Source organism: Streptomyces boluensis, from assembly GCF_009908195.1.
GTDB lineage: Bacteria > Actinomycetota > Actinomycetes > Streptomycetales > Streptomycetaceae > Streptomyces > Streptomyces boluensis.
On sequence record NZ_JAAAHS010000351.1, the window covers coordinates 1 to 7,980 of the forward strand.

Sequence of the window (7,980 nt, forward strand, 5' to 3'; positions counted from 1 at the left end):
GGCGCGGGGTGTCGTCGTGGCCATGGCTGCACCCTGACCCGCGCGGGGCGGGCAGCGGGTCCGGCCACACCGGGACGTGCGCCGAACGGGTGGCCCGCGCGGGCCACCCGTCCGTCCGGGTCAGCCGACGACCGTCCAGGTCAGCTGACCATGTCCTTGCGGTCAGCTCACGATGTCCTTGCGGGTGAAGCCGCGGAACGCGAGCGCCACCAGGATCACCGCGTACGTCACGGAGACCGCGGTGCCCTGGATCATGCCGCCCCACTCGGGGGTCGGCTGGAGGGCGTCTATCCACGCGAACTGCCAGTGCGCGGGCAGTACGTCGCGCCAGCCGCCGAGTGCCTCGACCGCGTCCAGGACGTTGCCGATGATGGTCAGGCCGACGGCGCCGCCGACCGCGCCGAGCGGGGCGTCGGTCTTGGTGGAGAGCCAGAACGCGAGGCCCGCGGTGACCAGTTGGGACGCGAAGATGTACCCGACGACCACGAGGAGGCGCAGCGCGGAGTCGCCCGCGGCGAGGCCGCCGCCGGTCGGGAGTTCCAGCGGCCCCCAGCCGTACGCCACCGTGCCCACGGCGAGGGCGATCAGCGGCATCAGGAGCATGGCGGCGGCGCTCAGGCCGAGCGCGACCGCGAGTTTGCTCCAGAGCAGCCGGGCGCGGGGCACGGGTGAGGCGAGCAGGTAGCGCAGGGACGACCAGCTGGCCTCCGAGGCGACCGTGTCGCCGCAGAACAGCGCGACGGGGACGACAAGAAGGAAGCCCGCCGAGACGAACAGGCAGGTCGCGGCGAAGTTCGCGCCGGACTCGGTGGCGACCTGCATGAGGGTCGCACCGCGCCGCGCGTTCGCCTCCGGGGTGCCGCCGATGGCGAAGGCGGCGACCAGGATCAGCGGGAGCACCGCGAGGATGCCGCCCATCACCAGGGTGCGGCGGCGGCCCAGTTGGCGTTGCAGCTCGACCCGCAGGGGCAGGGTGCGTCCGGCGCGGTAGCCGGGCGCGGCGTCCACGGCGGCGCTCATGCCGGGTCTCCGATCAGGGTCAGGAAGGCGTCCTCGAGCCTTCGGTGCGGGCCGACCCCGGTGACCGGGACGTCGAGCCTGAGGAGCTCGGCGAGGAGTTCGGCCACGGTGGCGCCGTCGAGCCGGACGAGGACGCCGCCGTCGGTGGCGACGGCCGAGAGCACGCCTTCGAGCGCGTTGATCTTCTCGACGAGCACGGGCTCGGGCGGCTGTTCCGTGGAGACCAGGAGGGTCTGGCCCGAGCCGACGATCTCGTCGACGGGACCGGCCTGGACGAGCTTGCCGTGGTCCATGACCACGAGGTGCGTGCAGGTCTGCTCGACCTCGGCGAGGAGGTGGCTGGAGACGATGACGGTGCGGCCCTGTGCCGCGTACCGGATCATCACCTCGCGCATCTCGCGGATCTGGGGCGGGTCGAGGCCGTTGGTGGGTTCGTCGAGGATCAGCAGGTCGGGCAGGCCGAGCATGGCCTGGGCGATGGCGAGGCGCTGCCGCATGCCCTGCGAGTACGTACGCACGGCGCGGGCGAGGGCGTCGCCGAGGCCGGCGATCTCCAGGGCCTCGTCGATGTGCGCGTCCTCGGCGGGGCGGCCGGTGGCGGCCCAGTAGAGCCGGAGGTTCTCGGCGCCCGACAGGTGCGGCAGGAAGCCCGCGCCCTCGACGAACGCGCCGACCCGGGAGAGCACCGGGGCGCCGGGCCTGACGGCGTGCCCGAAGACGCGGATCTCGCCGGCGTCCGGGGCGATCAGGCCCATCAGCATCCGCAGGGACGTGGTCTTGCCCGCGCCGTTGGGACCGAGAAGCCCGAGTACCTGGCCCTGCTCCACGCGGAAGGAGAGGTCGCGCACCGAGTACCGCTCGGACTTGCCGTACTTCTTGCTCAAGTCGGTGATCTGCAGCGGGACTTCGGCGAGCTTCGGGTCCGGGGGTGGCGGGGTGGTGCGGCGGCGCGCGGTGAGCAGCAGTCCGGCCGCGACGGCGAGGGCGCCGAGCGGCAGCCACCACACCCAGGCGGGCAACGTCGCGGCCTGCGTCTTCAGCTCGGGCACCGTGGGCACGTCGAGACCGCCGTCGAGGGTGACGCTGTACGTGGCGGGGGCGGCCGGTGAGGCGTACCCGAGGTCGGTGGAGGCGAGGACGAGGCGGAGTCGGTGCCCCGCGCGTACCTCATGGTCGATGGCGGGGAGGGTGACCTCCACGTCCTTGCCGCGCTTCGCGTCCTCGACCCGGATCGGTGCGACGAGCTGGGAGGGCAGCACGCTCTGCCGGCCGTCGGGCCCCACGTCGTACACCTTGCCGAAGAGGACCGCGTCGTCCCGGTCGGACTTCACGTGCAGCGTGGCGGTGGGTGAGCCGGTGATGCGCAGGTCGCTCTTGAGGGGGGCCGAGTCGAAGGCGGCGTGCTGGCCGGGGAAGTCGGTGGAGAGGCCGCCGAGGCCGAGGGAGGAGAGCTGGGTGAGACCGCCGGTGAGTCCGGGGACGTTGGAGATCGCGGGCGGGCTCGAACCCGCCGGGTTCTCGAAGGACTTGGTGCCGCCGCGCAGGGCGAAGGTGCGCCGTCCGCTGTCCAGGCCCGCGTACTCACCGTCGGTGGCGCCGCGCAGTTGGGCCCTGCCGTCGGTGGAGTCGACGCCTCCGGTGCGGGTGACGCGGAAGGGGGCGCCGGTGTCGGCGGACTTGTCGTCCTTGAGGTACCGGTCGAACCAGGCGCCGACGCGGCCCTCGATCCGGCCGAGCTCCATGTCGCCGCCGTCGTGGCCGCCCGCGATCCAGTCGACGGCGACGGGTGCGCCGTTGTCCCCGATGGTGCGGGCCATGGCGTCGGCGTGGGAGAGCGGGAAGAGGGAGTCGGTCTGGCCCTGCATGATCAGCGTGGGTACGTCGATCTTGTCGCCGACGGCGCTCGGACTGCGGGCCTCCAGGAGTTCGCGGGCCTTGTCGTCGGGCTTTCCGGCCTCGGCGACGCGGTTGTACATGGCGCAGAGCTGCGGCTCGAAGGCCTTGCAGCCGCCGCCGGTGGACAGGAACATGCCGGCCCAGAGCTTCTTGAACACCCCGTCGGGGAACAGCGCGTCGGCGAGGTTCCAGTAGGTGATCGCCGGGGCGATCGCGTCGACGCGGTCGTCGTGTCCGGCGGTGAGCAGGGAGACCGCGCCGCCGTACGAGGCGCCGGTCATCCCGACGAGCGGGTCGCCGTCGGACTGCAGCTGGACCTCGGGCCGCTTCGCCAGCCAGTCGATGAGCCGGGAGGCGTCGGCGACCTCGGCCTTCGGGTCGTTGAGCCCGATCCGGCCGCCGGACGTGCCGAATCCGCGCGCGGACCAGGTCAGTACGGCGTATCCGTCGGCGGCGAGCTTCTCGGCCTGGGCGCGGACGTCGTTCTTGCTGCCGCCGAAGCCGTGCCCGATGAGCACGGCGGGGCGCTTGGTGTCGCGGTCCCCCGAGGTGAAGTACGAGGTGTCGATCCGCACCCCCTCACCCATGGGCAGGGCCCGGTCCTCGCGGTGCACGGCGGGTGCGTCGTCGGTGGCGGCGACGGCGGTCCAGGTGCCGGCCCCGGCGAGCACGGCGACGGCGGCCACCGTCGCGAGCAGCCGCCGTCCGCGCAGCCGGGTCCGGAGCCGTCCGGACCCTGACGTATCTCGGCGAATCATGCGTTCAACCGTACGGGTGGCGACTGACAGCCGGAGCAACCGGCAGGTGGAACCTGCGCACCTCCCCGGGTCGTACATTCCGAGCCCCGCATACCGCAGCCGTGGTACGTGCTGCTTGACCACGGAGTGCGGGTGAGGCCCCGCTCAGGGACCCCGTTCAGCGGCCCCGCTCAAGGCTCCGTGCGACGCCGCCGCTCCGCGCGGTGGGTCAGCGCCGCGATGACGCGCTGCCACGCCGGGGACGCCTCGGAGATCCGGGACGAGACCAGGTTCACGTAACCGGCCCGCTCACCGTCGCCCTCGTGCGCGGCCTCGTACGCGGCCTCCCAGGCGTCGAGTTCGTCGATGAGCCCGTCGAGGCGCGGGTCCCGCGGATCCCAGTCGACCGCCTGGTCGCAGGCGAGGAGGAGCCGTACCGTCTCGGGGTCGTCGAGGCCCGCGTTCTTGGCCCGGACCCGCTCCGGCACGAGCTGCGGGTCCAGGGCCCGCATCAGGATCCACGCGTCGCGTTCGAGGCGTACCCGGCGCTCGCTGACCCCGAGGCCGCGCATCCGGTCCAGGACGGCGACCACCTCGGGAGGCAGAACGAGCCTTTCGCCACTGTCCAGTTGGGCGATCCGGCGGCGGTACTCGGTGAGCTCGTCGACCTTGCGCCGCAGTCCCGCGTCGATGTCCGCGACGGCCGCGGCGAACTCGGCGGGCCGCGCCCGCAGCAGCGCGCCGATCCGGGCCAGCGGCACCCCGGCGTCGGCGAGGGTCCTGATCCGGATGAGGTCCACCGCCGCCTGCGCGCTGTAGCGGCGGTAGCCGGAGGCGTCCCGCTCGGGCTCGGGCAGCAGGCCGACGTGGTGGTAGTGGCGCACGGTGCGCACCGTCACGCCCGCGGTCTCCGCGAGCCGGCCGATCGTGAGCACCGTCCCCCTCGGGTCCTCGTACGACGTGGCCGTGTCCTCGTACGACACGGTCGGCCCGAGTCTATGCGCGCGCCTGTTCGACCACGTCGCGGACCGCCCGCACCACCGCGTCGGGGCGGTCGAAGCAGAGCCGGTGGTGGGCGGTGTCGGAGAGCACCCGCTGCTCGCCGCGCGAGACCGCGCGCACCAGGGCCGCGTCGAGGCGCGTCCGGCCCTCGTGCATCTCCCGCAGCGTCCGCTCCGGCGTCAGCGCCCGCTGGCCGGGGTCGGTGCCCACCACCGTGAGCGCGATCAGCGGGACGTCGGGAAAGCCGGGCCCGGCCCGCAGTTCGGCGGCGAGCGCGGCGAGGCCTGTGCGCTCACCGATGCCCGCGTCGGTCCACGCGTCGCTGTCCTTCGCGGCGAGCAGCGGCAGCCGTATGTGCTCCGGGTAGCCGGCGAGCAGCTCCTCCCGCATCGCGCCGAGAGCCGGGCGCATCCGGTCCAGCTGCTCCCGGTCCGGGCCCATCCGCTCGACCTCGGCGAGGGCCGCCTCGGCCGGCATGTAGGCGTCCCAGTCGTGGTGGAAGGCGTCGAGGCGGACGAGCCCGGCCACGTCCCGCGGGTACAGCTGCGCGAACCGGTGCGCGTAGAAGCCGCCGAGGGAGTGCGGCACCAGGACGTAGGGGCCGGGAATCCGTTGTGCGCGCAGGAGTTGGCGCAGTTCCACGGCGACCGCCCCTGCGGTGCGGGGCAGCGGCAGCGGGTCGCTGTAGCCGGTGCCGCCGCGGTCGTACACGACGGCCGTGCTGAACCGCGCGACCTCCTGCTGTACGCCGAAGTAGTCGAGCCCTACCGCCCCGGCGCCCGGCAGGAACACCACGGCCGGTCCGCCGCTGCCCGACCGGTGTACGTGCACACGGCGGCCGTCGATCTCCTGGAACTCCCCGACCGGCGGCGCGAACCGGGCCGCCGGGGATGTGCTGTTGTCCGTCATGCGGCCAGGCTCCAACCCTGACGCAGGGTCAAGGTCAAGCGGCGCGGCACACCAGCACGAGCCCCCGTCCGCGCGCGGCGGACGGGGGCTCGTGTCAGGTGGAGGAGCGGCGCCTCAGTGGTTGCGCGGGAAGCCGAGGTCGACGCCCGCCGGGGACTCCGCCGGGTCGGGCCAGCGGGTGGTGACGACCTTGCCGCGGGTGTAGAAGTGCGTGCCGTCGTTGCCGTAGATGTGGTGGTCGCCGAAGAGGGAGTCCTTCCAGCCACCGAAGGAGTGGTAGCCCACCGGCACCGGGATCGGCACGTTCACGCCGACCATGCCGGCCTCGACCTCCAGCTGGAAGCGGCGGGCGGCGCCGCCGTCCCGGGTGAAGATCGCGGTGCCGTTGCCGAACGGCGAGGCGTTGATGAGCGCGAGGCCCTCCTCGTACGTCTCGGCGCGGAGGACGCACAGGACCGGGCCGAAGATCTCGTCCTTGTACGCGTCGGCCGTGACCGGCACCCGGTCGAGCAGCGACAGGCCGATCCAGTGGCCGTCCTCGAAGCCGTCGACGGTGTACCCGGTGCCGTCGAGGACGACCTCGCAGCCCTGCTCCTTGGCGCCGTGCACGTAGGAGGCGACCTTGTCGCGGTGCGCGGCGGTGATCAGCGGGCCCATCTCGGAGGCCGGGTCGTTGCCGGGGCCGATCTTGATCTTCTCGGCGCGCTCGCGGATCTTGGCGACCAGCTCGTCGCCGACCTCGCCCACCGCGACGACCGCGGAGATCGCCATGCAGCGCTCACCGGCCGAGCCGTACGCGGCGGAGACCGCAGCGTCGGCGGCCGCGTCCAGGTCGGCGTCGGGCAGCACCAGCATGTGGTTCTTCGCGCCGCCGAGCGCCTGCACCCGCTTGCCGTTGGCGGCGGCGGTGGTGTGGATGTACCGGGCGATCGGGGTCGAGCCCACGAAGGACACGGCGGCCACGTCGGGGTGTTCGAGGAGGCGGTCGACGGCCACCTTGTCGCCGTGCAGGACGTTGAAGACACCGTCGGGGAGGCCCGCCTCGGTGAGCAGCTCCGCGATCTTCAACGCGGCCGAGGGGTCCTTCTCGGACGGCTTGAGGACGAACGTGTTGCCGCACGCGATGGCGATGGGGAACATCCACATCGGCACCATGGCCGGGAAGTTGAACGGCGTGATGCCCGCGACCACACCGAGCGGCTGCCGGATCGAGGCCACGTCGACCCGGCTGGACACCCCGGTCGACAGCTCGCCCTTCAGCTGCACGGTGATCCCGCAGGCCAGGTCGACGATCTCCAGGCCGCGCGCGACCTCACCGAGCGCGTCCGAGTGCACCTTGCCGTGCTCGGCGGTGATCAGTTCGGCGATGGCGTCGCGGTTGGCGTCGAGCAGGGCACGGAACTTGAACAGGACCGTGGTGCGCTGCGCGAGCGAGGACAGCCCCCAGGACGCGTACGCCTCCTTGGCCGCGGCGACCGCGGCGTCCACCTCCTCGACCGAGGCGAAGTCGACGCGGGTGGTGACCGCGCCGGTCGCCGGGTCGGTCACGGGCCCGGTGTTCCCCGACGTGCCCTCGACAGTCTTGCCGCCGATCCAGTGGTGCACGGACTTCGTCATGGTGTACAGCTCCCTCGCGGTTCCTCACAGATGGCGGCGGCACGTGGTGCGCCCGCCGTGCCCCTCTACAGATGGCTCTGCAGAAGCTCTGCAGATGGCTCTACAGATGGCGGCGGCGCGACCGTGCCTGCCGGTCGTACTCCTCGCGGGCCTCGACCGCCGCCGGGCGGTTCGCGGTCGCGGCCACCGGAACATCCCACCACGCCTGCGCGGGCGGCACGCCCGACACTGTGTCTGCCGTTTCCGTCTCCGTATAGACACATGTGGGCACCTCGGAACGTCTCGCTTCGGCGAGCGCTTCTCGCAGGTCACGGACCGTTTTCGCGCGCAGCACCCGCATCCCGAGCGAGGCCGCGTTGGCGGCCAGGTCGACGGGCAGCGGATCCCCGGTGTACGTCCCGTCGGGGGCCCGGAAGCGGTACGCGGTGCCGAACCGCTCGGCACCCACGGCCTGCGAAAGCCCTCCGATGGACGCGTACCCGTGGTTCTGCAGGATCACCACCTTGACGGGCAGATGTTCCTGTACGGCCGTGACGATCTCGGTGGGCAGCATCAGATACGTGCCGTCGCCGACGAGCGCCCACACCTTCCGCCCGGGTGCGGCGAGCGTGACCCCGATCGCGGCCGGGATCTCGTATCCCATGCAGGAGTAGCCGTACTCGACGTGGTACTGCAGCGGGTCACGGGCCCGCCAGAGTTTGTGCAGGTCGCCTGGGAGGGAGCCGGCGGCGTTGATCAGTACGTCGGTGTGGTCGGCCAACTCGTCGAGCACGCCGAGGACTTGGGCCTGGGTGGGGCG

The 7,980-nt window shown here is 72.7% G+C and carries 6 protein-coding genes; all 6 read right to left on the reverse strand.

The genetic code is table 11. The features are described 5' to 3' along the window. Nucleotides 1-162: 162 nt before the first annotated feature. Nucleotides 163-1,020: an ABC transporter permease gene (locus tag GUY60_RS30340; protein ID WP_161703595.1), complete on the reverse strand. Its 858-nt coding sequence runs from the start codon at nucleotides 1,018-1,020 to the stop codon at nucleotides 163-165. Further along, nucleotides 1,017-3,674 carry an alpha/beta fold hydrolase gene (locus GUY60_RS30345; RefSeq protein WP_161703597.1) on the reverse strand — a complete coding sequence of 886 codons (2,658 nt, stop codon included), beginning with the start codon at nucleotides 3,672-3,674 and terminating at the stop codon, nucleotides 1,017-1,019. Before GUY60_RS30345 ends, GUY60_RS30340 begins: the two co-directional genes overlap by 4 nt. 170 nt (nucleotides 3,675-3,844) lie before the next feature. Further along, nucleotides 3,845-4,636, reverse strand: a complete 792-nt coding sequence (locus tag GUY60_RS30350; RefSeq protein ID WP_312866486.1) for a MerR family transcriptional regulator — start codon at nucleotides 4,634-4,636, stop codon at nucleotides 3,845-3,847. 13 nt (nucleotides 4,637-4,649) lie between these two features. Then, nucleotides 4,650-5,564 carry an alpha/beta fold hydrolase gene (locus tag GUY60_RS30355; RefSeq protein WP_161703599.1) on the reverse strand — a complete coding sequence of 305 codons (915 nt, stop codon included), beginning with the start codon at nucleotides 5,562-5,564 and terminating at the stop codon, nucleotides 4,650-4,652. 114 nt (nucleotides 5,565-5,678) lie between these two features. Beyond that, nucleotides 5,679-7,181 carry a CoA-acylating methylmalonate-semialdehyde dehydrogenase gene (gene mmsA, locus GUY60_RS30360; RefSeq protein ID WP_161703600.1) on the reverse strand — a complete coding sequence of 501 codons (1,503 nt, stop codon included), beginning with the start codon at nucleotides 7,179-7,181 and terminating at the stop codon, nucleotides 5,679-5,681. Between the two features lie 100 nt (nucleotides 7,182-7,281). Beyond that, a partial coding sequence (locus tag GUY60_RS30365; protein ID WP_246235844.1) for a thiamine pyrophosphate-dependent enzyme occupies nucleotides 7,282-7,980 on the reverse strand: 699 nt, incomplete at its 5' end.

Excerpts from the sequence above, each read along its gene's own strand:
- GUY60_RS30340 (WP_161703595.1), bottom strand. The coding sequence starts at position 1,020 with ATGAGCGCCGCCGTGGACGCCGCGCCCGGCTACCGCGCCGGACGCACC.
- GUY60_RS30345 (WP_161703597.1), bottom strand. The coding sequence starts at position 3,674 with ATGATTCGCCGAGATACGTCAGGGTCCGGACGGCTCCGGACCCGGCTG.
- GUY60_RS30355 (WP_161703599.1), bottom strand. The coding sequence starts at position 5,564 with ATGACGGACAACAGCACATCCCCGGCGGCCCGGTTCGCGCCGCCGGTC.
- mmsA (WP_161703600.1), bottom strand. The coding sequence starts at position 7,181 with ATGACGAAGTCCGTGCACCACTGGATCGGCGGCAAGACTGTCGAGGGC.